Below are 25,115 nucleotides of genomic sequence, written 5' to 3'. Positions count from 1 at the left end.
ACTGGCCTCCATGGACGAGACCGCGACGCAGGGAGGGACCCGCATGACGCGCCCGATCACGGCAGGCCTGGACGGTTCGGAGGAGAGCCTGGCCGCGCTGGCCTGGGCGGCGAGGGAGGCGGTCCGCCGCGACGCCCCGCTGCACGTGGTGCACGCCTGGCGGTTCCAGGACCGGGGGGTGGCCGGCACGGTGGACCGCGCGACACAGGAGACGTGGGCGCGGGACGGCCTCGCCGCTGCGGTCGGGACGGTCACCGAGCGGCACCCCGGTCTCACCGTGACGACCGACATCCGCGAGGGCGACGCCGTCGCGGCGCTGCTCGCCGGGACGGCCGGCGCCGAGTCGCTGGTGCTCGGCTCGCGCGGCCACGGGGCGGTCGTCGGCTTCCTGCTCGGTTCGGTCGGCCGGCAGGTCATCGCCGAGGCGCCGCGGCCGGTCGTCCTGGTGCGCGCCGGGGACGAGGCGAGCGCCGAGGCGGCGGGCCGCGAGGTCGTCGTGGGCCAGCAGGGCGAGCCGGAGGACAGCGCCGACGTCATCGGGTTCGCCTTCGAGGCCGCCGCCGCGCGCGGCGCCACCGTGCGTGCCGTGCGTGCCTGGCAGCTGCCGACGGTCTTCACCTACAGCCCCGGCTCCATGGCGCTCGCCGACGAGGCCGGGGGCCTGGAGCAGTACGAGAGGAAGGCGCTCGGCGAGGCGCTCGCACCGTGGCGCGAGCGCTTCCCCGACGTCCCGGTGGTCGAGCACGTGGAGATGGGCAGTGCCGGGCAGGTGCTGCTGTCGGTGAGCGGGGGAGCCCAGTTGATGGTCGTCGGCCGCCGCGCCCGCCGTACCGCCGTCGGCGCCCGGATCGGTTCGGTGGCCCACGGCGTCCTGCACCACGCGGAGTGCCCGGTGGCGGTCGTCCCGCACAGCTGACCGCGGTGCAGGCGCTGTTCAGTCCGCGGTGGGCCGCAGGGTCTCCCGGGCCGTGGGCAAAATGTTGACCAGGTAGTCCTCGACGGCCGTGTCCAGGCCGATGTCGTGCTGGGCCCGCTCGGACAGGTACCAGCGGTGCTCCAGCAGCTCGTGGTAGATCTCCGCCGGGTCCATCGCGCCGCGCAGCTCCACCGGCACGGCGCGCACGGTGGGCCGGAAGACCTCCCGCACCCAGCGGTGGGCGAGGACCTCCGGGCGGGCGCCGAGGGGGTCGCCCGGGGCGTAGTCGTCCTGGGTGGCCATCCAGCTCTCCAGGTCGTTGAGCAGCCGCCTGGCCTGGTTCTCCTCGGCGTCCAGGCCGGTCAGGCGCAGCAGCTGGCGCTGGTGGTGACCGGCGTCGACGACCTTGGGCACGAAGGTGACCGTGTCGCCGTTGGAGGCGTGTTCGATCTGCATCTCGGCCACGTCGAAACCGAGGTCGTTGAGCCGCCGGATCCGGCGCTCGATGTAGTGGTACTTGCCCGCCGGGTAGACGGAGGTGCGGGTCAGCTCCTCCCACAGGCTCCGGTAGCGGGCGCATATCTCCGTGCCGAAGTCGATCGGGTCGACGGACGGGTGCAGCGCCCCGGCCGCCTCCAGGTCGAGCAGTTCGCCGCTGATGTTCACCCGGGCGAGGTCGAGGTCGTAGTCGCGCTGCCCGGGGCTGAGCCGGGCGTGCAGCTCCCCGGTCTCGGCGTCCACCAGGTAGGCGGCGTAGGCGCCCGCGTCGCGCCGGAAGAGCGTGTTGGACAGCGAGCAGTCCCCCCAGGCGAACCCCGCCAGGTGCAGCCGGACCAGGAGCACGGCGAGGGCGTCCATCAGCCGGTGCATGGTCGCCGGACGCAGCGTCGTCTCGAACATCGACCGGTACGGCTGCGAGCCGCCCAGGTGCCGGGTGACCAGCACCGGCTCCAGCGCGCCGCCGTCGGCGTCCGCGCGCCCGGTGATCACGGCCAGCGCGTCCACCGCCGGGATGGCGAGCCGGTCCAGGTCGCGCAGCAGCTGGTACTCGCGCAGCGCGGGCCGTTCGGCCAGCTCCTTGACGGCGATGACCTCGTCCCCGGCGCGCGCGTAGCGGACCACGTGCCGGGAGATGCCGCGCGGCAGCGGCACGAGGTACTCCTCGGGCCACTGCTCCAGCGGCAGCTGCCAGGGCAGTTCGAGCAGGAGCGCGGGGTGCTCCGGGTTGGTGGCGCTGATCTGCAAGGCCATGCCCCGACCTTAGACGGCCCGTTCCCGGGCCAGCTCCGCGGCGTCCCTCACCGGCCCGCGGTGCAGGGGGCCGTGTCCCGGCAGCAGGAGGTCGCCCTCCAGACCGGCGACGACGTCGAGCGAGGCGATCGCGCGCGGGCGGTCGTGGTGGAACAGGTCCGGCAGCAGCTGCGGTCCCTCGGTACGGGAGAGGGCGTGCCCGCTGACCAGGGCGTCGCCGGAGACCACCACTCCGGCGTCGGGGAGGTGGTACACGCAGTGGCCGTCGGTGTGGCCGGGCGTGTGTACCGGCACCGGCCGGCCGGGCAGGTCCAGGGCGCCGCCCGCCGGGAAGGGCGCGGGAGCGGTCACCGGGTGCTGCTCGGTCCCCCCGGCGCGCAGCACGTGCGCCATCCACGGCAGCACGCCGGGCCGCCAGGCGTTGCGCAGCACCGCGGCGACCGACACCTGCTGGAGGAAGTCGCGCCGGGCGTGCGGCACTTCGGCCTCGTGCAGCAGGACCGGGGTGCCGTGGGCGGCGCGCAGGTACTCGGCCGAGCCCAGGTGGTCGTTGTGCGCGTGCGTGATCAGCACGGCCGCCACCGCCTCGGGCGCGATCCCGACGGCGGCCAGGGAGGCGAGCAGGTCCCGGCGGTCACCGGGATACCCGGTGTCCACCAGCGTCGCCGCGTCGCCGTCGGTGAGGATGATCCAGTTGGTGTGGCCGCCGTGCACCAGGTAGGTGCCGTCGGCGACCTGCCGTACGTCCGCGCTCATGGTCTCCCGCGTTCCAGGTCGGCTGTCCCCGCGCGGGGACAGCCAACCAGAAACCGCGGCCGGGTGGTTGCCGGTGTCCTCAGCGCACGCCGTGCGGGCGGAACTGGATGCTGATGCGGGGCCCGGCGGCGCGGGTGCTCTTGGGGACGCAGTGCTCCCAGGTGCGCTGGCAGGAGCCGCCCATGACGATCAGGTCGCCGTGGCCCAGCGGGCGGCGCACGGTCGGGCCGCCTCCGCCGGCCGGGCGCAGCAGCAGGTCCCGGGGGGCACCGACCGAGAGGATGGCGACCATCGTGTCCTGGCGCGCGCCGCGCCCGATCCGGTCGCCGTGCCAGGCGACGCTGTCCCGGCCGTCGCGGTAGTGGCACAGGCCCGCGGTGGTGAAGGGTTCGCCCAGCTCCCCGGCGTAGCGGGCGGACAGCGCGTCGCGTGCCTCGGTCAGCAGGGGGTCGGGCAGCGGGTCGGCCGCGCCGTAGAACGCCAGCAGCCGGGGGACGTCGACGACACGCTCGTACATGGCACGCCGCTCGGCGCGCCAGGGGACTTCGGTGGCCAGTCGCTCGAACAGCGCGTCGGCGCCGTTCAGCCACCCGGGGAGCAGGTCGATCCAGGCTCCCGAGCCGAGGTGGGTGCGGCGCAACCCGTCGAGCGGCCCGAGCCGGACCTCGTCGGTCTGGTCGAAGAGCGAGCCCTGGAGGTGCGTGGTCATGGAACCAGCGTACCCCTTGTCTCGAATGAGTGTTCTATTGGAGTGCCGTCCCTCCCGTAAGCCGTCCTTCTCGCGTTCCCGCCCTTTCGATACAGCGGTGTATCCGATACATTCGCGCATCGAACGAGGGAGGGGCGGCCGCATGACGGCGAAGGCGACCACCGGGCGGGTGACCAGGCGGCGCGTGCGCACCCGCGCGAACCTCCTGGACGCGGCGTTCGGGGTGTTCGCGGCCAAGGGGTTCGGACGGGTGTCGATCGAGGAGGTCTGCGAGGCCGCCGGATACAGCCGGGGCGCCTTCTACTCCAACTTCGACAGCCTCGACGAGCTGTTCTTCGCCCTCTACGAGCAACGGGCCGGCCTGATCGCCGAGCAGGTGTCCGCCGCCCTCGCCTCCGACGGCCCCGCCCTGGACGTGCCCGCCGCCGTGGAGCGCGTCACCGAGGCGCTGCTCCTGGACCGGGACTGGCTCCTGGTGAAGACGGACTTCCTGGTGCACGCCGCCCGGGCCCCCGAGGTCGCCCGGACCCTGCTGGAGCACCGGGCCCGCCTGCGGAACACCATCGCCGACCGGCTCGCGCGAGCCGGGGGGCACACCGCCCTGCCCGCCGTACTTGGCGGCATCGACGGTGCCGCGCACGCCGTGGTCGCCGCGTACGACGGAGTCACCACCCAGCTCCTCCTGGACCGGGACGTGGTCCGTGCCCGGGCCTGGCTGGGGCGGTTGCTCACCGCGCTGCTCACCGACGGCAGCGCCCGTCAATGACACAACAGGAAGGGACGGTCGCCATGGATGCCGACGTCATCGTGGTCGGAGCGGGTCTGGCGGGTCTGGTCGCGGCCCACGAGCTGACCAGCCGGGGCAGGAGGGTCGCCCTGGTCGACCAGGAGAACGCCGCCAACCTCGGCGGACAGGCCTTCTGGTCCTTCGGCGGTCTCTTCCTCGTCGACTCCCCGGAGCAGCGCAGGCTCGGCGTCAAGGACTCCCTCGACCTCGCCTGGAGCGACTGGCAGGGCAGCGCCGGTTTCGACCGGACGCAGGACGAGGACTCCTGGGCGGTGCGCTGGGCGCGGGCGTACGTCGAGTGGGCGGCGGGGGAGAAGCGTTCCTGGCTGGCCGGACACGGCATCACCTTCCTGCCCACCGTCGGCTGGGCCGAGCGCGGCGACCTGAGGGCCGGCGGGCACGGCAACTCCGTGCCCCGCTTCCACATCGCCTGGGGGACCGGCACCGGGGTCGTCGAACCCTTCGTGCGGTACGCGAGGCAGGCCGCCCGTGACGGGCTGCTCACCTTTCACCACCGACACCGCGTCGACCACCTGGTCGTCGAGGGCGGCGCCGCGCGCGGTGTGCGCGGCACGGTCCTCGCCGCGGACGACTCACCGCGCGGCGTCGCCTCCAACCGCGACGCGACGGGAGAGTTCGAGCTCACCGCCCCGGCCGTGATCGTCACCTCCGGCGGCATCGGCGCCGACCACGACATCGTCCGCCGGCACTGGCCCGAGCGCCTGGGCACCCCGCCCGCCGAGATGGTCACCGGAGTGCCCGCCTACGTCGACGGACGCATGCTCGACATCAGCGCCGCGGCGGGCGCCCGCCTGGTCAACCGCGACCGCATGTGGCACTACACCGAGGGCGTGCGCAACTGGGACCCGATCTGGCCCGGCCACGGCATCCGCATCCTGCCCGGCCCGTCCTCCCTGTGGTTCGACGCGCTGGGCCGCCGGCTGCCCGAGCCGTACCTGCCCGGCTACGACACCCTCGGCACGCTGCGCCACCTGCGCACGGCCGAGGACCTCGCGGGCCACGACCACTCCTGGTTCATCCTCACCCAGAAGATCATCGAGAAGGAGTTCGCGCTCTCCGGTTCCGAGCAGAACCCCGACATCACCGCCAAGGACCGCGCGGGCTTCCTGCGCGAACGGGTCCTCGGCAAGGGGGCGCCCGGCCCGGTGGACGCCTTCCTGCGCCGGGGCGCCGACTTCGTGAGCGCACCGGACCTGGAGCAACTGGTGGAGAAGATGAACCGGTTGACCGAGAAGCCGCTCCTGGACGCCGCCGCGCTGCGACGCCAGATCGAGGCCCGCGACCTGCAGATGGCCAACCCGTACGCCAAGGACGCCCAGGTCCAGGGCATCCGCAACGCCCGCCGCTACATCGGCGACCGCCTCGGCCGCGTCGCGGCCCCGCACCGGATCCTCGACCCGGCCGCGGGCCCGCTGATCGGCGTCAAGCTGCACATCCTCACCCGCAAGACGCTCGGCGGCATCCAGACCGACCTCGACTCCCGCGCCCTGGCCGCCGACGGCACTCCCGTCGAAGGTCTGTACGCGGCCGGCGAGGTGGCCGGCTTCGGCGGGGGAGGGGTGCACGGGTACAACGCGCTGGAGGGCACCTTCCTCGGCGGCTGCCTGTTCTCCGGGCGGGCGGCGGGCCGGGCCGCGGCGCGGCAGACCGCCTGAGCGGGACCGGAGGCCGGCTGCTCCGCCCCGCTCACCCCTGGCCGAGGAGGCGGAGCAGCACGGAGGCGTGGCTCTCGTCGGGGGACCTGGACGCGGTCAGCAGCGTCACGTCCCCCTCGGCCGTCAGCTCCCGTACGTGATCGAGGAGTTCGGCCGCCTCGGGCTCGGCCAGCTCCGCCTCGTAGCGCCGCGCGAACTCCTCGTACGAGCCCTCGCCCGCGTGGTACCAGCGGCGCAGTCCGGTCGACGGGGTGAGTCCCTTCGGCCACTCGTCCACGTGCGCCGCGTCCTTCGCCACGCCCCGGGGCCACAGCCGGTCCACGAGGACCCGCACGCCGTCGTCCGGTTCGGGCGGGTCGTAGACGCGGCGCACACGCACGTTCATGGCGGTCCTCTCGAGGCCGGTGCCGCCCTCGCGGCCTGGGTCGGGGTGGGGCGCCGGGGTCAGCCGGACCTGCGCCGCGCGGCCTCGCGCCGCTTGAGCGCACGGCGTTCCAGCTCGTCGGTTCCGCCCCACACGCCGATGGTCTGCCCGGTGTCGAGTGCCCAGCGCAGGCACTGCTCCTGGACCGGGCAGGTCCGGCAGACCGCCTTCGCCTGCTCGGCCTGCAGCGCGGCCGGTCCGGTGGTGCCGATCGGGAAGAAGAGGTCGGGGTCCTCCGTCCGGCATGCGGCGTGCTCTCGCCAGTTGTCCATCAAAGTCACCTGCGATCGGTATCGTTCGCGTCTTCGTGCATGGCTTGCTCCTCTGCGGGTGACCTGTCGACAGCGGGGTGAAACCGGTCCGTCGGCCGACCGGCGCCCGCGCACTACCGGCGCAGCGCCTGCGCGGCCGCCGTGACCACCGCTTCCGACACCGTGGCGAGGGCCGGGGAATCGAGCTTCCACTGCTGCCAGTACAGCGTGATGTCCACCGTCAGGTCCGGGGCGAAGCAGACGAGGCGGCCGGTGTGCAACAGGGGCTCGGCCTGCGGCTGCGGGACCATGCCCCAGCCCAGTCCGGCGGCGACCGCGTCGAGGAAGCCCTCCGAGGTCGGGACGTAGTGCCGCGCGGCGCTCGCGCCCTCGTGACCGAGCCGCCGCGCGAAGGAGTCCTGGAAGTCGTCCCGGCGGTCGAAGACCACCACGGGGGCGTCGGCGACGGACTCCCTCGGCGGCCCTGCCAGATGCCGGGCGGCGAAGGCGGGAGCGGCACAGGGCAGATAGCGCATCCGGCCCAGCGCCCGGACCGTGCAGCCCGGCACCGGCTCCGGCGACGAGGTCACCGCCGCCATCACCGCGCCCTCCCGCAGCAGCGCCGCGGTGTGCCCCTCGTCCTCGCGGCGCAGCTCGAAGCAGAGCGCGGGCTCCCGGGGGATGCGGGTGAGCGCGGGCAGGAACCAGGTGGCCAGCGAGTCCGCGTTCACCGCCACCGACACCCGGGTCGGCTCGCCCTCCCCCCGCAGGCCCAGCTCGGCCGAGGCGTCCCGCTCCAGTCGCGCGACCTGGCGGGCCAGCCGCACCAGCACCGCCCCCGAGTCGGTCGCCCGCACCGGCTTGGTGCGCAGCAGCAGCACCCGCCCGGTCCGCTGCTCCAGCGCCTTCACCCGCTGACTGACCGCGGACGGCGTCACGTGCAGGGCGGCCGCCGCCGCGTCGAACGTGCCCTCGTCCACCACGGCGAGCAGCGTGCGTACGTGGTCCAGCGGCAGATCCGCGAAAGGCGTCGTCACGTCGTCATCACGACGGCTAATGATACGTAAGAATCTTTAGCTGGATGTCCGGTGATCGTCCCGTTTAGCGTCGAGGGCATGAACAACGCGCTCACGGCCGCGGCCGCCGGTTTCGGCACCGGTCTCTCGCTCATCGTCGCCATCGGTGCCCAGAACGCCTTCGTCCTGCGTCAGGGGATCCGCCGGGACGCCGTCCTCGCCGTGGTCGGGATCTGCGCGCTGTCCGACGCCGTGCTCATCGCCCTGGGCGTCGGCGGGGTCGGCGCCGTGGTGGTGGCCTGGCCGGGTGCGCTGACCGCCGTGGGCTGGATCGGCGGCGCCTTCCTGCTCTGCTACGGCGCCCTGGCCGCCCGGCGGGTGGTCCGCCCGTCCGGCGTGCTGCGGGCGGAGGGCGACGCGGCGGGCTCCCGTCGCCGGGCCGTGCTCACCTGCCTGGCGCTGACCTGGCTCAACCCGCACGTCTACCTCGACACCGTGTTCCTGCTGGGCTCGGTCGCCGCCGACCGGGGGCCGCTGCGCTGGACCTTCGGCCTCGGGGCCGCGGTCGCCAGCCTGGTCTGGTTCGCCGCGCTCGGCTTCGGCGGCCGCCACCTCGGCCGCTTCCTTGCCCGGCCGGGGGCCTGGCGCGTCGTGGACGGTCTGGTGGCCGCCACCATGATCGCTCTCGGTGTCTCGCTCATCGCCGGCGCCTGAGCCGGGCCGCCTGTGGCCCCGGGTGTTCGGACGGACTCGAACGGAGCTGCGATAGTGATCCCCGCAGCCGAAAGATGTATCGAGCATGTAGGAAGCGCGTGGACACCAGCGAGAGCAGCAGTGAGAGCGGCACCGGACAGCAAGCGAAGACCCCGGCGGCGGCGGCGGCGGACGGTGCGGGGCGGCGGGGGTGGCGCCGCTGGGCCATGGACACCCGCCCCCTGCGCCGCCCGGCCTACCGGAGGCTGTGGTCCTCGACCATCGTCACGGCCGTCGGCAGCCAGCTCACGGCGGTCGCGGTACCGAAGCAGATCTACGACATCACCGGCTCCTCGGCCTGGGTGGGTGCCGCGAGCCTCGCCGGTCTGCTGCCGCTCATCGTGTTCGCGCTGTGGGGCGGCGCGGTGGCCGACACCATGGACCGCCGCAAGCTGCTGCTGATCACCAACACCGGCATCGCGGTGACCTCGCTGCTCTTCTGGGTGCAGGCGGTCACCGGCCTGGAGTCGGTGGCCGCGCTGATGCTGCTGCTCGCGCTGCAGCAGGCCTTCTGGGGTCTCAACGCCCCCGCCCGCAACGCCTCCATCGCCCGCCTGGTGCCCGAGGACGAACTGCCCGCCGCCAACGCCCTCGGTTCCACCGTCATGCAGACCGGGCAGGTGGTCGGCCCGCTGCTCGCCGGTGCGCTGATCCCGGTGATCGGACTGCCGGAGCTGTACCTGATCGACGCCCTGGCCCTGTGCGTCACCGTGTGGGCGGTCCACCAGCTTCCCGCGCTGCCGCCGCTGGCCGGCACGGCGGTGCGGCGCGCGGGCCTGCGCGAGGTCGTGGCGGGCTTCCGCTACATCGCCGGGCACAAGGTGCTGCTGCTGTCCTTCCTGGCCGACATCGTCGCCATGGTCCTCGGCATGCCCCGCGCCCTTTTCCCGCAGCTCGCCGCCGAGACGTACTCCTCCTACGGCGAAGGGCTCGCGCTCGGTCTGCTCTTCGCGGCGATCCCCGTCGGCGCCGTGGCCGGCGGGCTGTTCTCCGGCACCTTCTCGCGGGCGCGCCGGCACGGCTGGATGGTGATCGGCGCGGTCGTCGTGTGGGGTGCGGCCATCACCGGTGCCGGGCTGAGCGGCAGCCTGTGGCTCGCGGTGGCGTTCCTCGCCCTGGCCGGGGTCGCCGACATGGTCTCCATGGTCTTCCGCGGGGCGATCCTGCTGTCCGCCGCCACCGACGAGATGCGCGGGCGCATGCAGGGCGTGTTCACCGTCGTCGTCGCGGGCGGCCCGCGGCTGGCCGACGTCCTGCACGGCGGCGCGGGCTCCGCCTTCGGGGCGCGGGAGGCCGTGGCCGGCGGCGGGCTGCTCGTCGTGGTGGTGATGCTGGCCCTGGCCGGCATGGTGCCGGCCCTGCGCCGCTACCGCGTCTGACGGCGCCTCACAGGGAGCCGCGTCCGTGCAGCGCGTAGTGCTCCATGAGCCGGCCCCGGGTGGACTCCAGCCGGTGCGCGAGGATCTCCGCGACCGAGCGCACCAGCACGATGCCCAGCTGCGGGTCCCGCTCGCACAGGTCGAGCACGGCGGCCGCGTCGAACTCGTAGGCGCGCACCTGGCTGAACGCCTCGGCGCCGAAGTCCCACTCGTAGGGCGGGAACAGCCAGGACCAGCCGAGCAGGTCGCCCACGCCGAGACTGGCCACCGTGACCCGCTGCACCGAGGTGACCTGCTGGGTCAGGGAGACCGCGCCGGAGCGGATGACCCAGAAACGGTCGGCCCGGCTGCCCGCCTCGAAGATGAGGTCGTCCTCCGGGAAGGAGACCTCACGGGCGAGCCTCATCAGCCGCTCGCGCTGGGGGAGGGGCAGGGCGGTCAGGAGTTTGATCGCTTTGGTCATGGCACGGGGCTCCTCGCCGGCGATTCGGTTCCGGGGCTTTCCCTAAGCCCATTGGAGTCGCTGTCGGCGCCCTGAGCACCTCGGCGGACGGCGGATCCCGTACGGATTCCGTGCCGGAAGCGGGGACGGTCGCGTGAGGGCGTGAAAAAGCCCTGGCCGGACGGGGGAGGCCGGCCAGGGCCGTAAGCGGTGGCCGCGGAGGACTTTCCGTCGACTCCGTCGCCACGTATGTATGAACGCTAAACCATCTCTGGGAGTTCCGTGAAACCGGCACCGGGGCGAGTGACCTGTTTCACTCACCCCGCACCGAGACCTCCCCTCAGTCCTCACTCTCCGCGACGACCCTGATCGTCTCCAGAGCCGGATCGCTCGGGTCGGGCAGGTACATCCCGCCCTCCAGACCGCTGCGCAGATAGCGCAGGACCGGCTCGGCCAGCCGCTCGCCCGGCAGGACGGCCGGGATACCGGGCGGGTATGGCGTGATCATCTCCGCCGCGATCCGGCCGGCGGCCCGCTCCAGGGGCACGTCCTCGGTGGGCCCGAAGAACGCGTCCCGGGGCAGGGCCACCTGCGGCATCCGCAGCCCGGCGGGCGAGGGGACCTCGATCCGCGGCGCCGGCGGCAGGCCGGGCGCGGCCCGGGCGAGGTCCTTGAGGGCGGTGAGCAGTTCGTCGGCGGTCTCCCGGTCGTCGCCGTGGGTGATCTGCGCGCCGATCCGGCGGTGGTCGGTGATGTGCGCGATCACGCCGCGGTGCTCGCGCAGCCAGTCCGCCGCCTGGTAGCCCGAGATGCCGAGCCCGTCCAGGTCGATGATGACCGGCAGCGGGTCGAAGCCGTGGGCGAGACCGGGACCGCAGAAGTCCTCGCGTTCGTTGACGTGCAGGCCCTCGATCTCCTCGACCGCCGCCCGGACGTCGGCCGCCAGTTCCAGCGCGCCGCCCATCACCTCGTGCCCACGCAGCGCCATCTGCCGGCGCCAGCCGTCGAGCCCGGCGAAGATCAGCACCGAGGGGCTGGTGCTGCCCAGCAGGTCGGCGCGCATCCCGAGAAGCTTCGGCGGCACCAGGTCACCGCGCAGGTGGAAGACCGAGCCCTGCTCAAGACCGCTGCCCATCTTGTGGATGCTGGTCACGCAGATGTCGGCGCCCGCGTCCATCGCCCAGGACGGCAGGTCGGGGTGGAAGGGCAGGTGCGCGCCCCACGCCTCGTCGACGATGAGCGGCACCGAGCGCCGGTGGCAGACCTCGGCGACGGCCCGCAGGTCGGCACTGGCCCCGTACGGCGTCGGGCTGGTCACCAGCGCACCCTTGGCGTCGGGGTGGGCGGCGAAGGCCTCCTCGAACGCCTCGGGGGACGGCGGATGCGCCAGATGCCGCTCGGCGTCCCAGCGCGGCTCGACCCAGACCGGTTCGATGCCGGACAGGATCAGCCCCGAGACCACCGACTTGTGGGCGTCCCGGCCGATCAGCAGCTTCTCGTGCGGTCCCGCGACCGCCAGCATCGCCGCCTTCACCGACAGGGAACTCCCGCACGTCGAGAAGAAGGTGTGGTCGGCGTGGACGGCGTCCGCCATCAGCTCCTGGGCCCGCTGCAGCACCCGTCCCCGGGTGAGCCGGTCGTCGAGCCCGCCCACCGCCAGGACGTCGCCGTAGAACACCGCGTCACCCAGCACCTCGCGCACCGCCGGGTCGGCCCCGCGCGCCTGCTTGTGGCCAGGTGGCGTGAACGAGAGGCGCCCCTCACGGTGGTAGTCGACGAGGGCTTCCAGGACCGGTGCGTGATGGTGGTCGGCTGTCATGCCGCCCGGTTTCCCGTCCGCCGCCCCGTCAATCCGTCCCGCGGCCCGTCACCCCGAGGTACGGCCCGGGGTCAGCACCTCGTCGAGCACCCGCAGCACGGCCTCGTAGGCCACCGTCCGCACGGCGGCCTCCTGCGACCCCTGCGGATCGGTCGTCCGCAGTTCCTCGCTGCGCGACCGCCAACGGCGTCCTTCTTCCACCGCGCAGGCCCTCGCGCGGTGCATCCGGCGCAGCAGTTCGTCCGAGTCCACAACATCCGTCATGCACTCCGCGTACCCCCGTACGGCGCCCGGATGGCCCTTGGGCCGCGTGGTGGACCTGATGTTTGCCGGTACCCGCAGAGGTCAGCCGACAGGGACGGGCCGCACGGCGCGAGCGGCCGGGTCTCGGACTCCCACCGACCAGGGACCGGGCCCTTCCACCGACCAGGGAGCTGACGGATGTGTGACAGGGACACGATGCAGTCCGCCGTCGAGGAGCGCGGCTCGGACGCGCACCACCGCTACCGGCCGTGCCGGCCCGCCGACGCCCGCAGGGCGGTCGAGGACGCCGTCACGGCACACGCCGGCGCCGCCGGGGCCGGCCCGCACGACCGCGCGTGGTGCGACGCGGGCGCCCTGTCGGACGCGTTGCTCGTCGCCTCGGAGCTGACCACCAACGCCATCCTGCACGGCGGAGGCGTCACCGACTTCCAGGTGGACGTGGGGGATCCCGGGGTGCGCCTGTCGGTGTGCGACCGCAGCCACGACGTCCCGGTGGCGTTGGCCCCCACCGACGACCGCGGCCGCCGGCGCCTGGGCGGCCGGGGCTGGCCGATCGTCTGCCGCCTGGCACGCGAGGTACGCGTGGCAGATCTTCCCTCGGGAGGCAAGTGCATCACCGTGCTCGTTCCGCTGTCCTGATGACTTTTGGAAAAGCGGAGTTTGTTCCACCGGGGCAGGGGCAGTCGCAGTTTCGTGCTTCGGACCGGAGGCGCAGCAGCGGGAGCGGCACAGCCGTTTCGGCGCTCCGGCTGTGCCGGGGCGACCCGGACAGCGCCGTTCCCGCGGAAAGTCCCCTGAGACCACCGTTCAGGAGCGAATCCGCATGCTCATAGAAACACCCGCCATCCGTCCCGTCACCCCCCAGTCGACCGACTCTTCCGCCACCGCCACCCGCCGTCGGCACGACGACGCCCCGGACACCATGGCGCTCTTCGGCCGGCTGGCGGGACTGCCGGACGGCCCCGAGCGGGACGCCGTACGCGACGAACTCGTCACGGCCTGGCTGCCCATGGCACACCGGATCGCCGGGCGGTTCCGGGACCGCGGCGAATCCCTCGAGGACCTCCGCCAGGTCGCGGCGCTCGGCCTGGTCAAGGCCATCGACCGCTTCGACCCGGAGCGGGGAGCCTTCGAGAGCTACGCCGTGCCCACCATCACCGGTGAGGTCAAGCGCCACTTCCGCGACCGGATGTGGGCCCTGCGGGTGCCCCGCCGCGTCCAGGAACTGCGCAACAAGGTGCGTGTCGCCCGCAGGGAACTCGTCCAGAGCCCGGGCAGTCCCGAACCGTCGGTGGCCGCCCTGGCCGCCCACACCGGGCTGACCGAGGACGAGGTCACCGCCGGCATGGAGGCGCTGGAGAGCTTCAGCACCCTGTCGCTGGACGCCGAACTGGCGGCCGGCGACGACGGCTACAGCCTCGCGGACACCCTCGGCGCGGCCGACACCTCCTACGACACCGTGATCGACCGCGAGTCGGCCAAGGAAGGCCTGCGCAAGCTGCCCGAGAGGGAGCGCGCCATTCTCTACATGCGCTTCTTCGAGGACATGACACAGAGCCGGATCGCCGACTGCCTCGGCATCTCGCAGATGCACGTGTCCCGGCTCATCAGCCGCAGCTGCGCCCGCGTGCGCGACGAGGCGATGGGACAGCGGGCGGTCCGCCCCGGCCACGCGGCGCGCCCCCGGTGAGCCGCGGGGACGAGGGGCCGGACGCACGGGGCACCACCAGGGAGGGACGAGACGGATGCTGATGCCACACCCCGCGGAACTGCGCAGACTCCTGGAGGAGTACGAGACGGCCGCCACGAACGAGCCCGCGGACGTGACGGGCGAACCGGGCCCGCGGACCCGGGACCTCGCCTACACGCTGTGCGTGTCCACCGGCACCCGTGACGTGCGCGGGGCCCTGGAGGCCGCCCGGCGCCAGCTGGCGGCCGCGCTGGAGCCGGCGCCCGTGCCCGGTGGCGCACCCGCGGGCGTGGCGGACTGACGAGGACGAACGGACCAGGGACGCACAGGGGCACGACGGCGCGGCTGCCCGCACACCGCAAGGCGGTGTGCGGGCAGCCGCACGTCGGCCGTCGCAGGCACACCGGCGACCGTGGCGGTGTGCGCGCAGGATGCCGGGGCATCCGGAATTTCGGGAGGGGATTCACATGAACGCACGTGTCCAGGCACTCACCGGACGGGGCCGCGCCAGGCGGGCCGCCAACGGGTCGGCGGCCGAGGGGGCCGCCCGGGCCGGGCTCACCGCCCGCGGTGTCATCTACCTGCTGGTCGGCATCCTGGCCCTGCAGATCGCCTTCGGTTCGGGCAACCGGCAGGCGGACCGGGGCGGCGCCCTGGAGGAGCTGGCGGACAAGCCGTTCGGGGCCGTCCTGCTGTGGGCGCTGGGCGCCGGGCTCGTCGGCATGGCTCTGTGGAGGCTGTCCGAGGCGCTCTTCGGCGTCACGGGCAAGGACGGCCACACGGCCAAGAAGCGCCTGCCGGCCGCCGCCCGCTGCGTGTTCTACGCCTTCGTCGCCTACTCCGTGCTGGCCTTCGCGGCGGGTGCGGGCGGCGGCGGCTCCAGCGACCGGCAGTCCCGGGACGTCACGGCCAGGGTGATGGACATACCCGCCGGCCGGTGGCTCGTGGGCATCGCGGGCGTCGGCATCGTCATCGCCGGAGCCGTCATCGGCATCCAGGCGGCGCGCCGCAGCTATCACAAGAAGATGAAGCTCGGCGAGCTGAGCCCCCGCGTCCGGCGACTGGTCGACGTCACCGGCGTGGGCGGCGGGGTGGCCCGCGGCCTCGTCTTCGCCGGGGCCGGCGTCTTCGCCGTTCGGGCCGCCGTCGACTACGACCCCGACCGGGTCAAGGGACTGGACGACACCCTGCGCTCCTTCGCCGACACCCCCCTCGGCCCCTGGCTGCTGGTCCTGGTCGCCGCCGGACTGGTGCTTTTCGGCGTGTTCTCCTTCACCCTCGCCCGCTGGCGGAGGGTCTGAGCCGCCCGGCACGGGGAACACGGGGCGAATGAACGAACACGAGATTCCTCCGCCGGACGGACGTCCCGTGGACGTCTACCTCGACCTCCTGCGCGTCCGCATGCCGAACGACGACTACCAGCTGCTGCTCAGCGTGGTGGAACCGGTCCTCCAGGCGATCGACGAGCAGCAGATGCCGACCATCGACTTCTCCCTGGACGGGGACAGCGCCGAGGCGCTGCCCCAGGAGATCAGGGACGAGGCCGCTCTGGTCATCGCCACCGCCGTCACCGGACGTCTCGACAACGAGGTCGTCGAGATAGACACCGACGTGACCGGACCGGTCCGGGTGGTCACCGACGCGGCCACCGCCTCCGACCCCGAGCGCCTCGGCGAGATAGCCGACTACCTCAAGGAACGCCACCAGCAGAACGAGGAACTGCGCGGCATCGCCGAGGCCAGCGGTATGCCCAGCGACTTCTGACCCTCACCCACACCCACCGGGTGGCACCGTCACCGCTGCGGCGCCTTGACGGGCACCCCCAGCGGCCGGGCGAGGCCGACCACCGCCTCGTCCAGCCGCTCCAGATGCCGCAGTACCCGGCCCGTGATGCGCCCGTACCGCGGCACCCCGGCGGCGTCCGGCTCCAGCAGCGAGGCGATGCTCGGGCCGGTCTCCACCTCCGTCCCGGCGTCGTCCTCGGTGACGCGGGCGGCGATCGCCTCGATGTTGCGCACAGTGCGCCGCACGGCACCGCGCAGCCGCGGGTCGGCCGCGATCGAGGGATGGGTGGGCAGCAGCTCGGCCGTCGCCGCCAGCGACCGCGCGTGATAGGCGCAGGTCTCCAGCAGCGCCACCACGTACTGGGCCGTGTCCCGCCGGGCCCGCAGCGGCGTGATCGGATGGGTCAGCGGCTGGGTGGCCGCCCGCAGGTCGCCCAGCGCCTGGTCCAGCTCCCGCGCCGTGTCCAGCAGATCGGCCGCCGGACCGCCGCTGAGCTGGTCGACGGCGCCCTCCGTCACGTCGGTGAGCCGCTCAAGGACCGTGCCGAGGAGTTCGTTCGTACGCCGGTCGGTGCGGATCGGCAGCACCAGCGCCGCCGCCACGATCCCGCAGACCGCGCCGAGCGCCGTCTCCTCCACCCGCAGCAGCAGCACCGACATGCTGTAGGTGTGCAGCAGCGTGTACAGCAGCCCCAGCATCGCGGTGACGAAGAACGACATCAGCGTGTAGGACAGCGGCGCCGTGTAGAACATCGCGAAGATCAGCACCAGCACCAGCCCGAACGCGGTCCAGGTGTGGTTGCCGACCAGGCCGGCCAGCACGATGCCCGCCACCACGCCCAGCACGGTGCCGAGCAGACGGCGGTAGCCCTTGACCAGGATCTCGCCCGTCGAGGCGGTGTTGATGAAGACGATCCAGCAGGTCAGGACCGCCCAGTACCAGCGCTGCGTGGACAGGAACTCGCCGCCGACGATGGCCAGCGAGGACCCCACGGCCACCTGCACCGCGGCGCGCGTGGTGGGCCGCCGCAGCCCGGTCGGCTCCTCCTCCTGCACCGCCTCCTCACCGGCGTCGATGGCCGCGTCCTCGGCGTCCAGCTCCTCGCGGGACCTGGCGGTGGCCGGTGAGTCGTCCGACTCGTCCTGCGGCCCGTCCAGAGCGATCCTGAGGCCCATGACCGCGCGTGCCGCCTCACCGATGCCGCGGAACACGTCCTGGACGGCCGCGGTCGCGTCGGGAAGGTTCTCCTCGTCGCGGTAGCCGAGCAGCCGGTTGCGCAGGTGGGACAGCGCGGTGCCGCGCGCCTCGGCGGGCGGCCGCAGCACCAGCGTGCGCAGCGCCGCCAGATCGCGGCGCAGTGTCTCCGTGGCCTCACCCGGCGCCGGCGAGTGCCCCACCGCGGGAGCGGGCGCGCCGGGCAGGTGCAGGGTCAGGGTGTCCGCCCGCTCGGCGCTGCGCGCGGTCAGCAGCAGCAGGCCGAGGCGCTCGGAGGCGATCTCGGCGTCCGCGATGCGCCGCTGCACCAGGCGGGCCGTGGACGCGTCGGGCGTGCCCTCCTCCAGCCGGGACTGGATCAGCAGGGCGGTCTCGTGCAGGCGCGCGGTGCCCTCGCGCAGGCGCACCAGCGTCTTGTCGATGGCGTCGGGACCGGCGTCCAGCAGCTCGATCTGGGTGGCGATCAGCTGGGCCAGCCGGGCCCGGAAGGCCTGCCGCAGCAGCCGCAGGATGCGCGCGGGCGTCGCCGGGACCACCCCGAACCGCACCACCGCGCTGGAGGCGAACGCCACGGCGATCGCGGCGTACAGCCCCGGCAGCCCCGACACCTTCGCGCCGACGAACAGCGACACGAAGTAGACCTGGAAGCCGATCAGCCCGAGCGCCGTGCCCCGGTCGCCGAACCGGCGGACGAAGACCGCGCAGAAGATCAGGACGACGAAGAAGGCGTCGCCGAGGACGACCCGCGAGGTGAGCAGCGTGCTCAGCGAGACCGAGGCCAGGGCGACCGGCAGACCCAGCGCCAGTGTGACGGCCTGCGGGCCTGGTTCCTTCTCCCGGATGGCGAAGGTCGCGACCATCGCCACCATGGCCCCCGCCACCAGATGCTTGACGTCGACGCCGGCGACGGCGAGCACGCCCAGTGTCAGCGCGATGGCGCCCACCGTGCGCAAGCCCGCCGTCAGCCGCAACAGCCCCGGGTCGGACGCGGCGACGCGGTCCCGCAACCGTGTCCGCGCCGAGCGCCCCGCTGCCTTCACGCCGCCGTACACTCTCCCGATTCACAGCCGGCCCTCACAGCCGGTTCCAGCCACGGCCCGGCCACTTCACGCCGAGATCCACTTCTCAGCATGTCATGCCCCGGCCCGGTACCGGCGGCGGGGGCGGCCCCCGTCACAACTCCGCCCGGCTCGCCTCCCGCACCTGCTCCCGCACCTGCTCCGGGGTCAGATACGCGTCCGTGTACTCGAAGTCCTTCAGCTTGGCCGGCTTGCGGGCCTGGAAACCGGTACGGACGAAATCGTCGCCGGCCACCGCGTTGAGCGCCCAGTTGGCCGCCACGCGGGCCTTCGCCACGCCCGTGCGCAGCGCCGACCAGTGGTAGCCGCGGGCCACCGCCTGCGCGGGCAGGCCCTTGAGCTCGACACCCAGCGGCTTGGAGACCGCGTCCGCGCCGCCGAGGTCCACGACGAGACCGAGGTCCTTGTGGACGTAGGGCCGCATCGGCTGGCCCCGCAGGGTGGCGATGAGGTTCTCCGCGACGTGCCGGCCCTGCCGCATCGCGTGCTGGGCGGTGGGCGGGCAGACGGCACCCTCCTTGCCCTTGGCGAGGTCGGGAACGGCCGCGGAGTCGCCGAGCGCGAACACCCCGTCGTGGTCGGGCAGGCACATCTCGGCGGTGACCGCGAGGCGCCCCTTGACGGTCTCCGCGCCGAGGGTGGCCATCAGCGGACTGGCGACCACGCCCGCCGTCCAGATCAGGGTGCGGGTGGGCACCACCCGGCCGTCCGTGAAGGTGACCTCCTCGGGGCCGGCCTTGTCGATGGAGACCCCCAGGGAGATGTCGATGCCGCGCCGCGTGAGGATCTCCTGCGCGTCGCGTCCGAGCTTCTCGCCCAGCTCCGGCATCAGCTTCGGCGCGATGTCGATCAGGTGCCACTTGATCAGGGCCGGGTCCAGCCGGGTGTAGCGCTTGACGGCCGCGTGCGTCAGCCGCTGCAGACAGGCCGCGGTCTCGGTGCCCGCGTAGCCGCCGCCCACCACCACGAACTGCAGCCGGGAGGCGCGCTCGGCCGGGTCCTGGCTGGCGTCGGCGAGATCCAGCTGCGAGATGACGTGGTCGCGGATGTACGCGGCCTCCGCCAGCGTCTTCATGCCGAACGCGTGGTCGGTGAGCCCCGGGATGTCGAACGTCCGGGTGATGCTCCCGGGCGCCAGCACGATGTAGTCGTACGGCTCGTTGACGATCCGGTCGGTGATGGTGCGCACCACGCACACCTTCGCCTCGAGGTCCACGCCGATGGCGCCGCCCGGAATGATGCGGGTCCGGTACTTGCGGCTGCGGCGCAGGGAGAGCGCGATCGACTGGGGAGTGAGCACCCCCGCGGCGACGTGCGGCAGCAGCGGCAGATAGAGCTGGTAGGAGAACGGGGTCACCAGAGTGATCTCGGCCTCTTCGGGGGAGAGCCGGCGTTCCAGACGACGGACGCACTCCACGCCGGCGAAGCCTGCGCCGACCACCAGGATCCTGGGTCGTGTCACGGTGTTCATCCCTTTCTGCGGCGCCGGGGCGGTCTGCCGCGAACGCCCATCGCCTGCCCGTGGATCGCTGCTTCGCACCTCAGGCGGGCCACCGCGCTCCGACCGCTTCGGCGGGCCGGGTGCGGCAGGCAGGCGGCACGTCCTGATCACCACCATGCCCCGCCCGGGACCAAAGCGCACCGGGCGAGGGCGAACCGTGTGAAACGTGCGAGGTCAGCCCGTGGGGCTCAGGTGGCACAGCAGCAGGCACACGTCGTCGTCGCGTTCCGAGTCGCTGAGCATCGGATGCAGGATGCCGTCCGCCGCACCCTCCAGATCCGTGTCCAGCCGGTCCGCGTCGAAGGACCCGAGCGTGTCCGCGAGACGGGCGATGCCCGGGTCTATGCCCCGGGCGCGGCGCTCCACAAGACCGTCCGTGTACAGCGCGAGCGTCGAACCGGGCGGCACGGGCACCGTGTGGTCCGCGATCTCCTGCCGCAGCGGGATGCCGAGCATCGCCCCGGGCCTGGCGTCCAGTGTCCGCACCCGTCCGTCCGGGGTGCGCAGCACCGGCGGCGGGTGCCCGGCCGCCGCCCACGTCATGGTGGTCTCCGCGGGGTGGAAGCGCGCGATGACGGCGGTGGCGAACAGGTCGGGCTGGAGGTGGTGCAGGAATACGTGCAGGCGGGTCAGCAGCTGCCCCGGGCTGCCGCCGTCGACCGCGTACGCGCGCAGGGCGGTGCGCAGCTGACTCATCATCACGGCCGCGTGCAGCCCGTGCCCGGTGACGTCCCCGACCACGACGATGACTCCGCCGTCGGGCTGACGGAAGGCGTCGTACCAGTCGCCCCCGATGTTCAGCCCGTGGGTGGCCGGCAGGTAGCGGGCGGCCATCACGAGACCGGGCGGGGCCGGCAGCTCCGTCAGCAGGGCCCGCTGGAGCGTCTCGGCGATGTCGCGGTTGTGCTCGTAGCGCTGGGCGTGGTCGATCGCGATGCTGGTCCGCCGGGTCAGCTCCACCAGCATGACGGCGTCGTCCGGGTCCCAGCGCTCCCCGGGCGGGGACAGGGTCACCACGCCGAGCGGCGCCTGCCGGGTCGGCAGCGGGATGCTCAGCAGGGGCCGGTCGGGGGCGGCCGCCGAGGGCGGCTGGTCGTCGACGCCGGGCAGCCCTCCCGGGTGCGCGGCGGCGTACTGCGGCCGGCCGGTGCGGGCGGCGACCACCGCGGCCGCCGGGTGAGCGGGTCCGGGCCGGTCGCCGTCCTGGTCGAACAGCCAGATGTCGACGTCGGACGCGTACTCGGGCACCAGCAGCTCCGGCAGCCTGCGCACGATCTCGTGGTGGTCGAGCGACGCCGTGAGCACCGCGCTCGCGTCCGCCAGGAAGGTGAGCCTGCGCCGGGCGTTCTCGGCCTCCGTACGCGCCTTGCGCTCGGCGGCGAACGCCTCGCGCTGGGCCCGCCCGGCGGCGTCCAGCTCGGCGTGCAGCGCCACCACGCCCTGGTTCGTCTGCTGCAGCTCCTCGCGGTGGAACTCGACCAGGTTCTCCTGCTCGGTGAGTCTCTCCAGCACCAGCGCCGTGTCCTCGTCGGCACCGAGCAGGGCCTCCGCCAGCCCCGCCGGGTCGTCCGCCACGGTCTCGGCGCCGAGATCCGCCGACGCCTCGGGACACGGCACCGTGACCCGCCACGGCGGCTGTCCGGCGGCAGCGGCCTCGGGCGACGGCGTCACCACGGCGTGCAGCACGCTCTGCCGGGCACCCGGCGTGGCGAGGGAGACGGTGCCGGTGTCGAGGGTGAGCCGCCAGGTGCCGCCCTTGGCGAGACACAGCCGCAACTGCGCGCCGAGCAGGGCCGTCAGCCGGGTGCGCTCCACGGGCGGTACACCGCAGGCCGCCGCCAGCCGTGCGGTGCCGATGCGGGCCAGCGCCGCGTCGACGACGCCGGCGATCTGCCAGGTTCGGGTCATGGGCCGTCCGGCGGGGTAGGGGCCAGCACGGCGACGGCGGTGTCGTCCCGGACCGGCCGGGCCGGGCTGCTGGCGTCACGGATGGTCACGGCGGCGGTCACCGCCGGGTCGGTCGCGGTGCGGCAGGTGTCGGACGTCGGCGACCAGCGGCTCGGCAGACCGTCGCTGTGCAGGACCAGGACCCGGTCGTCCGCCCAGGGTCTCTCCTCCTCGCGCAGCGTCGTGGGCCGGTGGGTGCCGACGATGCCGGGCCGCGACACCAGGTGCCGCCAGGTGCCGCCCTCGCACAGCCGCGCCCCGATGTTGCCGACGCCGGTGAACCGGAGCAGGCCGGCCCGCGTGTCGATCTGGGCCACCGCGACGGCCGCGCCGCGGGTGCCGGACAACGCGCGGTCGAGCTGCCGCATCGCCTCGGCCGGCGGCAGGTGGGGCGAGGCGCGCAGCGCCTCCACGGCGGCGGTCGAGGCACGGGCGGCGTCCGGACCGTGACCGAGTCCGTCGGCCAGCATCAGCGTGACGAGGTCCCCGTGGCGCACCCAGGCCCAGGCGTCACCCGAGTACTCCGCCCCGCCGAACGGGACGTTCACCGCACCGGCCCGCACCCGGCCCGCCGGACCGGAGCCGGTGACGGCGGCCTCGGGCACGGGACCGATCCGGGCGACCACCACCGTGCCCCGGCCGGGGACGGTGTGCAGGTCGAAGTCGTCCGCGAGGCGCGCACAGGTGCCCAGCCCCGCACCGAGCGAGTTCTTGGTGGTGAAGCCGTCGCGCAGCGCGGCGGACACGTCGGGGATCCCCGGACCGTGGTCGACCGCGGCGACCTGCACGCACGGCGCCGCCTCACGGTCGGCCGGGAGGATGGGCGGGGGGACGACGTCGATCAGGACCTGGCCGCCCCCGGCGTGCTTGAGCAGGTTGGTGGCCAGCTCGGTCGCCACCAGCGCCGCGGTGGAGGTCCGCTGCTCGTCGAGACCGGCCAATGCCGCCGCGTGCTCCGCGGCGACCCTCGCGTCGCGCACCCGGGTCGAGTCGTGCACCGGGACGTCCCACACACGGGGCATCAGGGCTCCTCACGAGGGCGTGGCGGCCGGCCCACCCAGGACGTCACCCGCACGGTCGTACCGGCACCGGGAGAGCTCTCGATGGCGAACTCGTGCACCAGGCGGCGCGCGCCGCCCAGCCCCATGCCGAGACCACCGCCGGAGGTGAAACCGTCGCTGAGCGCCCGGTCCAGGTCCGGGATGCCGGGCCCCTCGTCGCTGAAGGTCAGCCGCAGCCCCTGTGTGGCGCCCTCGACGAGCGACTCCGCCTCCATGGTGCCGCCACCGCCGTACACGAGGGTGTTGCGGGCCAGCTCACTGGCCGCCGTGACCAGCTTCGTCTGGTCCACCAGACCGAAACCCAGCTGGGCGGCGGCCTGCCGCACATGCTGTCGCACCCACATCAGATCCATGTCCGAATGGATCGGCAAACGGGCCTGGGAGCCCGCTGCAGTGTGCATCACTGACTCTCCTGGCGCAGGCCGCCGAAGCGGGACGACGGAGCCTGCTGTCTGAGGAGCTCCATGGCCACCTCGGTGCTGAGCGCGGTGTGCACGCCCGGCAGGGTCAGGCCCAGCTCCACCAGCGTGATGGCGACCGCCGGCCGCATGCCGACCAGCACGGTCCGTGCGGCCAGCAGACCGGTCTGCCCGGCGATCTCGGCCAGGACCCGGCCGAGGAACGAGTCGACGATCTCCACGCCGGAGATGTCGATGATCACTCCGGTGGCACCGCTGCGCACGATGGTCTCGGCCAGGTCGTCCTGGAGCTGCTGGGCCGTGCTGTCGTGCAGATCCCCCTGAAGGGTGACCAGCAGGACCTCACCGATCCGCAGTACCGGAACACGCCCCGACACCGGAGCCCCGTGGGGCCCGGGGAATGGCTGGCTCACCGGCCGACCGCTCCGTTCGCCGCCGGTGTCACGATCCCCACACCGAGCTCGTGCAGCACGTACTTCAGCGCGTCGGCCAGGCTCGCCCGGGTGACCACCGTGCCGAGGTCAAGACCGAGGTGGACCATGGTCTGCGCGATCGCGGGCCGGATGCCGGAGACGATGCACTCCGCGCCCATCAGCCGGGCCGCCGCGACCGTCTTCATCAGGTGCTGGGCCACCAGCGAGTCGACGGTCGGAACACCGGTGATGTCGAGGATGGCGAAACGCGCCTGCTGCTCGACGACGGACTCCAGCAGGGTCTCCATCACCACCTGGCTGCGCGCGCTGTCCAGCGTGCCGATCAGCGGGACGGCCACGATGCCGTCCCACAGCTTGATGACCGGCGTGGCCACCTCGAGCAGCTGGAGACGCTGGCGGTCGATGAGCGCCTGCCCCTCGCTGAGAGCCGTCTGCATCACCACGACCCGCAGGGTACCCATCAGCACGCTCAGCGTGGTGACACACTCCCGGACGTACCCCGCGGGAGCGTCCTCGGGCAGGTCGGCCACCAGCAGGTTCTCGACGGGCGGACGCAGCGCGGCCAGCTCGCCCGACACCTGCGCGGCGCTCAGCCCGGCCCGTGAGCGGGCCGCGCCCATGCGCGCCAACTGTTCGCGCACCTCGGTGAACCCGGCGGCGTCCGGGTCCTCCACGCGGGCCGCGTCCGCGACGTGGGCCAGCGCGTCCACGACGGACTTGCCCGCCTCGACCGCCTCGTCGCGCGAGACGGTGAACACGGCACGGAACAGCGGTTCGTCCGCCCATCGCTGGGCGATCTCCTCACGCCGGCGCCGCAGAAAATCCCTGATCTCGTGCGTCGGCGCGCCCGCCGTTCCCTCCGCCTGCTCCGGCACCTGCCCCACTCCTCATCCGCGTTGCGCCGCACCTCACCTCGTACGGAAGCGACGTGCCGACGTCGTGACTCTGACGGCCGACTACTGTATCCACCCGCCGACCTGGCACGGCACCCGCTTCCGTACGACCGGTCCGGATGAGGCGCGGGGCACGGCGCTCAGGCGTCGGGCACCTGCGGCCCCTCCGGGTGCGCGTCCACGCGGGAGAGGGCCTCGTCGACGCTCTGGGAGACCGGCACCGTGATGCTCACCCCCGTCAGGTCCAGGACGCGCTGCACCGCCGGGAGCGGCGAGATGATGTGCACGCTGCCCGGCAGGTCGCGGGCCTCCTGGTAGACGCGCAGGATGATGTTCATGCCGGACGAGTCCATGAACGGGACCTCCGACAGGTCCAGCAGGAAGTGCCGTCGGCCGTGGTGCAGCTGGTTGGCCAGGTGGTGCTGGAACTCGGTCGCGGTGTCGACGTCCAGGTAGCCCTCCACCTTGAGCAGCGCGACGTCCTCCCGCGGCAGCGTCACCTCGACGGACAGCGGGTTCTGGGCTATGGGCACGTGTACCTCCAACAACGCGGCGGTGCGGTGGACCGTCGTGTGGTCCATCGCGCGGGGCGGATACCCCCGAAACCCGGATCCACACCCGCCGACCGGACCGGTTCACCACCCTGTG

The 25,115-nt window shown here is 73.4% G+C and carries 27 protein-coding genes; 10 read left to right on the top strand and 17 right to left on the bottom strand.

From position 1 onward, the window contains the following. The first annotated feature begins 43 nt into the window (after positions 1-43). Positions 44-916 (top strand): universal stress protein, encoded by an 873-nt coding sequence (locus EV562_RS11155; protein WP_166661723.1) that lies wholly within the window; start codon positions 44-46, stop codon positions 914-916. Between the two features lie 18 nt (positions 917-934). Here the strand turns inward: EV562_RS11155 and EV562_RS11150 are convergent, their stop codons facing one another. From EV562_RS11150 to EV562_RS11140, 3 genes are all read right to left on the bottom strand, one after another. Next, complete coding sequence (locus EV562_RS11150) at positions 935-2,167, bottom strand: DUF4032 domain-containing protein (protein ID WP_133886601.1); 1,233 nt, start codon at positions 2,165-2,167, stop codon at positions 935-937. A 9-nt stretch (positions 2,168-2,176) separates the two neighbouring features. Beyond that, the gene (locus EV562_RS11145) at positions 2,177-2,923 is read right to left on the bottom strand and encodes an MBL fold metallo-hydrolase (protein ID WP_133886600.1); all 747 of its coding nucleotides are present in this window, start codon (positions 2,921-2,923) and stop codon (positions 2,177-2,179) included. Positions 2,924-3,002: 79 nt separating this feature from the next. After that, positions 3,003-3,632 (bottom strand): alpha-ketoglutarate-dependent dioxygenase AlkB, encoded by a 630-nt coding sequence (locus EV562_RS11140; protein WP_133886599.1) that lies wholly within the window; start codon positions 3,630-3,632, stop codon positions 3,003-3,005. A 142-nt stretch (positions 3,633-3,774) separates the two neighbouring features. Here EV562_RS11140 and EV562_RS11135 point away from each other — a divergent pair, with 142 nt between their 5' ends. Together EV562_RS11135 and EV562_RS11130 are read left to right on the top strand one after the other, a co-directional pair. Further along, a complete protein-coding gene (locus EV562_RS11135; RefSeq protein ID WP_166661722.1) occupies positions 3,775-4,398 on the top strand; it encodes a TetR/AcrR family transcriptional regulator in 624 nt (207 codons plus the stop codon). A 23-nt stretch (positions 4,399-4,421) separates the two neighbouring features. Then, positions 4,422-6,095: an FAD-binding dehydrogenase gene (locus EV562_RS11130; RefSeq protein WP_133886598.1), complete on the top strand. Its 1,674-nt coding sequence runs from the start codon at positions 4,422-4,424 to the stop codon at positions 6,093-6,095. A gap of 31 nt (positions 6,096-6,126) precedes the next feature. Here EV562_RS11130 and EV562_RS11125 read toward each other — a convergent pair whose 3' ends face one another. The 3 genes from EV562_RS11125 to EV562_RS11115 all read right to left on the bottom strand — a co-directional run bounded on the left by EV562_RS11125 (position 6,127) and on the right by EV562_RS11115 (position 7,807). Beyond that, on the bottom strand, positions 6,127-6,480 hold the full coding sequence (locus tag EV562_RS11125) for a DUF488 family protein (protein ID WP_133886597.1): 354 nt from the start codon (positions 6,478-6,480) through the stop codon (positions 6,127-6,129). 59 nt (positions 6,481-6,539) lie between these two features. Then, on the bottom strand, positions 6,540-6,791 hold the full coding sequence (locus EV562_RS11120) for a WhiB family transcriptional regulator (protein WP_133886596.1): 252 nt from the start codon (positions 6,789-6,791) through the stop codon (positions 6,540-6,542). 113 nt (positions 6,792-6,904) lie between these two features. After that, a complete protein-coding gene (locus EV562_RS11115) occupies positions 6,905-7,807 on the bottom strand; it encodes a LysR family transcriptional regulator ArgP (protein ID WP_133886595.1) in 903 nt (300 codons plus the stop codon). A 78-nt stretch (positions 7,808-7,885) separates the two neighbouring features. Between EV562_RS11115 and EV562_RS11110 the strand changes: the two genes are divergently transcribed. Next, entirely contained in the window at positions 7,886-8,500 is a 615-nt protein-coding gene (locus EV562_RS11110; RefSeq protein WP_133886594.1) for a LysE/ArgO family amino acid transporter, read from the top strand. Positions 8,501-8,574: 74 nt separating this feature from the next. Then, on the top strand, positions 8,575-9,918 hold the full coding sequence (locus EV562_RS11105) for an MFS transporter (RefSeq protein WP_133886593.1): 1,344 nt from the start codon (positions 8,575-8,577) through the stop codon (positions 9,916-9,918). A gap of 7 nt (positions 9,919-9,925) precedes the next feature. Here EV562_RS11105 and EV562_RS11100 read toward each other — a convergent pair whose 3' ends face one another. The 3 genes from EV562_RS11100 to EV562_RS11090 form a co-directional block, all read right to left on the bottom strand. Next, complete coding sequence (locus EV562_RS11100) at positions 9,926-10,381, bottom strand: cyclic nucleotide-binding domain-containing protein (RefSeq protein WP_133886592.1); 456 nt, start codon at positions 10,379-10,381, stop codon at positions 9,926-9,928. Positions 10,382-10,700: 319 nt separating this feature from the next. Beyond that, complete coding sequence (locus EV562_RS11095; RefSeq protein ID WP_133886591.1) at positions 10,701-12,179, bottom strand: aminotransferase class I/II-fold pyridoxal phosphate-dependent enzyme; 1,479 nt, start codon at positions 12,177-12,179, stop codon at positions 10,701-10,703. Positions 12,180-12,227: 48 nt separating this feature from the next. Then, positions 12,228-12,443 (bottom strand): hypothetical protein, encoded by a 216-nt coding sequence (locus tag EV562_RS11090; RefSeq protein WP_133886590.1) that lies wholly within the window; start codon positions 12,441-12,443, stop codon positions 12,228-12,230. A 177-nt stretch (positions 12,444-12,620) separates the two neighbouring features. On the opposite strand from EV562_RS11090, the gene EV562_RS11085 reads away from it, so the two are divergent. From EV562_RS11085 to EV562_RS11065, 5 genes are all read left to right on the top strand, one after another. Then, positions 12,621-13,082 (top strand): ATP-binding protein, encoded by a 462-nt coding sequence (locus EV562_RS11085; protein ID WP_133886589.1) that lies wholly within the window; start codon positions 12,621-12,623, stop codon positions 13,080-13,082. Positions 13,083-13,266: 184 nt separating this feature from the next. Further along, positions 13,267-14,133, top strand: a complete 867-nt coding sequence (locus EV562_RS11080) for a SigB/SigF/SigG family RNA polymerase sigma factor (protein ID WP_133886588.1) — start codon at positions 13,267-13,269, stop codon at positions 14,131-14,133. Positions 14,134-14,188: 55 nt separating this feature from the next. Continuing rightward, entirely contained in the window at positions 14,189-14,434 is a 246-nt protein-coding gene (locus EV562_RS11075) for a DUF5133 domain-containing protein (protein WP_133886587.1), read from the top strand. Between the two features lie 166 nt (positions 14,435-14,600). Further along, positions 14,601-15,434 carry a DUF1206 domain-containing protein gene (locus EV562_RS11070; RefSeq protein ID WP_133886586.1) on the top strand — a complete coding sequence of 278 codons (834 nt, stop codon included), beginning with the start codon at positions 14,601-14,603 and terminating at the stop codon, positions 15,432-15,434. A gap of 28 nt (positions 15,435-15,462) precedes the next feature. Continuing rightward, a complete protein-coding gene (locus tag EV562_RS11065) occupies positions 15,463-15,897 on the top strand; it encodes a hypothetical protein (protein WP_133886585.1) in 435 nt (144 codons plus the stop codon). A gap of 29 nt (positions 15,898-15,926) precedes the next feature. Here EV562_RS11065 and EV562_RS11060 read toward each other — a convergent pair whose 3' ends face one another. From EV562_RS11060 to EV562_RS11025, 8 genes are all read right to left on the bottom strand, one after another. Then, the gene (locus EV562_RS11060) at positions 15,927-18,173 is read right to left on the bottom strand and encodes an FUSC family protein (RefSeq protein ID WP_166661721.1); all 2,247 of its coding nucleotides are present in this window, start codon (positions 18,171-18,173) and stop codon (positions 15,927-15,929) included. Positions 18,174-18,306: 133 nt separating this feature from the next. Then, on the bottom strand, positions 18,307-19,683 hold the full coding sequence (locus tag EV562_RS11055; RefSeq protein ID WP_166661720.1) for an NAD(P)/FAD-dependent oxidoreductase: 1,377 nt from the start codon (positions 19,681-19,683) through the stop codon (positions 18,307-18,309). A 204-nt stretch (positions 19,684-19,887) separates the two neighbouring features. Then, positions 19,888-21,621, bottom strand: coding sequence for a SpoIIE family protein phosphatase (locus EV562_RS11050; RefSeq protein WP_133886582.1), 1,734 nt, complete (start codon positions 21,619-21,621; stop codon positions 19,888-19,890). Next, positions 21,618-22,682 (bottom strand): ATP-binding SpoIIE family protein phosphatase, encoded by a 1,065-nt coding sequence (locus EV562_RS11045; protein ID WP_133886581.1) that lies wholly within the window; start codon positions 22,680-22,682, stop codon positions 21,618-21,620. The genes EV562_RS11050 and EV562_RS11045 overlap by 4 nt, the downstream gene beginning before the upstream one ends. Then, entirely contained in the window at positions 22,682-23,122 is a 441-nt protein-coding gene (locus EV562_RS11040; RefSeq protein ID WP_133886580.1) for an anti-sigma regulatory factor, read from the bottom strand. The genes EV562_RS11045 and EV562_RS11040 overlap by 1 nt, the downstream gene beginning before the upstream one ends. Beyond that, a complete protein-coding gene (locus EV562_RS11035; RefSeq protein ID WP_133886579.1) occupies positions 23,122-23,553 on the bottom strand; it encodes an STAS domain-containing protein in 432 nt (143 codons plus the stop codon). The genes EV562_RS11040 and EV562_RS11035 overlap by 1 nt, the downstream gene beginning before the upstream one ends. Next, positions 23,550-24,449: an STAS domain-containing protein gene (locus EV562_RS11030; protein ID WP_133886578.1), complete on the bottom strand. Its 900-nt coding sequence runs from the start codon at positions 24,447-24,449 to the stop codon at positions 23,550-23,552. Before EV562_RS11030 ends, EV562_RS11035 begins: the two co-directional genes overlap by 4 nt. A 158-nt stretch (positions 24,450-24,607) precedes the next feature. Then, positions 24,608-25,000 (bottom strand): STAS domain-containing protein, encoded by a 393-nt coding sequence (locus EV562_RS11025; protein WP_133886577.1) that lies wholly within the window; start codon positions 24,998-25,000, stop codon positions 24,608-24,610. Positions 25,001-25,115: the final 115 nt, after the last annotated feature.

The organism is Streptomyces sp. BK208 (assembly GCF_004364245.1).
In the GTDB taxonomy this organism is placed as follows: Bacteria; Actinomycetota; Actinomycetes; order Streptomycetales; family Streptomycetaceae; genus Streptomyces.
This window is presented reverse-complemented; position numbering and strand designations above follow the sequence as displayed.

What these genes read in the sequence shown, in the direction of transcription:
- EV562_RS11155 (WP_166661723.1), top strand. Translation starts at nt 44, where the DNA reads ATGACGCGCCCGATCACGGCAGGCCTGGACGGTTCGGAGGAGAGCCTG.
- EV562_RS11150 (WP_133886601.1), bottom strand. Translation starts at nt 2,167, where the DNA reads ATGGCCTTGCAGATCAGCGCCACCAACCCGGAGCACCCCGCGCTCCTG.
- EV562_RS11145 (WP_133886600.1), bottom strand. Translation starts at nt 2,923, where the DNA reads ATGAGCGCGGACGTACGGCAGGTCGCCGACGGCACCTACCTGGTGCAC.
- EV562_RS11140 (WP_133886599.1), bottom strand. Translation starts at nt 3,632, where the DNA reads ATGACCACGCACCTCCAGGGCTCGCTCTTCGACCAGACCGACGAGGTC.
- EV562_RS11135 (WP_166661722.1), top strand. Translation starts at nt 3,775, where the DNA reads ATGACGGCGAAGGCGACCACCGGGCGGGTGACCAGGCGGCGCGTGCGC.
- EV562_RS11130 (WP_133886598.1), top strand. Translation starts at nt 4,422, where the DNA reads ATGGATGCCGACGTCATCGTGGTCGGAGCGGGTCTGGCGGGTCTGGTC.
- EV562_RS11125 (WP_133886597.1), bottom strand. Translation starts at nt 6,480, where the DNA reads ATGAACGTGCGTGTGCGCCGCGTCTACGACCCGCCCGAACCGGACGAC.
- EV562_RS11120 (WP_133886596.1), bottom strand. Translation starts at nt 6,791, where the DNA reads ATGGACAACTGGCGAGAGCACGCCGCATGCCGGACGGAGGACCCCGAC.
- EV562_RS11110 (WP_133886594.1), top strand. Translation starts at nt 7,886, where the DNA reads ATGAACAACGCGCTCACGGCCGCGGCCGCCGGTTTCGGCACCGGTCTC.
- EV562_RS11105 (WP_133886593.1), top strand. Translation starts at nt 8,575, where the DNA reads ATGTATCGAGCATGTAGGAAGCGCGTGGACACCAGCGAGAGCAGCAGT.
- EV562_RS11100 (WP_133886592.1), bottom strand. Translation starts at nt 10,381, where the DNA reads ATGACCAAAGCGATCAAACTCCTGACCGCCCTGCCCCTCCCCCAGCGC.
- EV562_RS11095 (WP_133886591.1), bottom strand. Translation starts at nt 12,179, where the DNA reads ATGACAGCCGACCACCATCACGCACCGGTCCTGGAAGCCCTCGTCGAC.
- EV562_RS11090 (WP_133886590.1), bottom strand. Translation starts at nt 12,443, where the DNA reads ATGACGGATGTTGTGGACTCGGACGAACTGCTGCGCCGGATGCACCGC.
- EV562_RS11085 (WP_133886589.1), top strand. Translation starts at nt 12,621, where the DNA reads ATGTGTGACAGGGACACGATGCAGTCCGCCGTCGAGGAGCGCGGCTCG.
- EV562_RS11080 (WP_133886588.1), top strand. Translation starts at nt 13,267, where the DNA reads ATGCTCATAGAAACACCCGCCATCCGTCCCGTCACCCCCCAGTCGACC.
- EV562_RS11075 (WP_133886587.1), top strand. Translation starts at nt 14,189, where the DNA reads ATGCTGATGCCACACCCCGCGGAACTGCGCAGACTCCTGGAGGAGTAC.
- EV562_RS11070 (WP_133886586.1), top strand. Translation starts at nt 14,601, where the DNA reads ATGAACGCACGTGTCCAGGCACTCACCGGACGGGGCCGCGCCAGGCGG.
- EV562_RS11065 (WP_133886585.1), top strand. Translation starts at nt 15,463, where the DNA reads ATGAACGAACACGAGATTCCTCCGCCGGACGGACGTCCCGTGGACGTC.
- EV562_RS11055 (WP_166661720.1), bottom strand. Translation starts at nt 19,683, where the DNA reads ATGAACACCGTGACACGACCCAGGATCCTGGTGGTCGGCGCAGGCTTC.
- EV562_RS11050 (WP_133886582.1), bottom strand. Translation starts at nt 21,621, where the DNA reads ATGACCCGAACCTGGCAGATCGCCGGCGTCGTCGACGCGGCGCTGGCC.
- EV562_RS11045 (WP_133886581.1), bottom strand. Translation starts at nt 22,682, where the DNA reads ATGCCCCGTGTGTGGGACGTCCCGGTGCACGACTCGACCCGGGTGCGC.
- EV562_RS11040 (WP_133886580.1), bottom strand. Translation starts at nt 23,122, where the DNA reads ATGCACACTGCAGCGGGCTCCCAGGCCCGTTTGCCGATCCATTCGGAC.